The following is a 517-nucleotide window of genomic DNA, read 5'->3' on the forward strand; positions in this document are numbered from 1 at the left end:
CCGCCGCTGCGCACGGCGTTAAGTGATCATGAAAATTCGATATCGAAATTTTACAAGAGGTGGTGATAGTTACCCTTGGGCTACTCACGTTTCGGAAGAGCTAGTTCGTAAACCGAAAATATTAGTGATCTGGGAGTTCGCTCAATTTGTCATTGCGCTAGTGTGGGGAAGCCTTGTTGTTGCCAATGCCGAATCCTGGTCTGAGTGGATGCAGCTTGCTATTCCTGCCACCTTCTTGATCTCAGCCTTGTGCTTGGCACTTGATAAGTATTTTTATAGAGTGTTTTCGCTTGTGTCTGTATTTTCGACACTAGTTTTTATGGCCTATTTGAAGCCAAAAGATGAAGCTTTAGTTCTTGTGGTTGTGATAAGTGTGTTCTTGGTAGCCTTTTCAACCAGTATGTTTGTGGGGAAAAAGGCGAGGGAGTATTTCACGTGGTGCAGATCCATGTCTGGCCACACTTAACAAGGCCGGGCAGTTTGCTTCGGGCCTATGGCCCTCCGCGGGACAGCTTAC

General features: G+C 46.6%; 1 protein-coding gene. It reads left to right on the forward strand.

Annotated elements, in window-relative coordinates:
* Nucleotides 1–28 precede the first annotated feature (28 nt).
* Complete coding sequence (locus B4U49_RS00240; protein WP_143735414.1) at nucleotides 29–466, forward strand: ABC transporter ATP-binding protein; 438 nt, start codon at nucleotides 29–31, stop codon at nucleotides 464–466.
* Nucleotides 467–517 lie beyond the last annotated feature (51 nt).

The organism is Microbulbifer mangrovi (genome assembly GCF_002009015.1).
Classification (GTDB): Bacteria; Pseudomonadota; Gammaproteobacteria; order Pseudomonadales; family Cellvibrionaceae; genus Microbulbifer; species Microbulbifer mangrovi.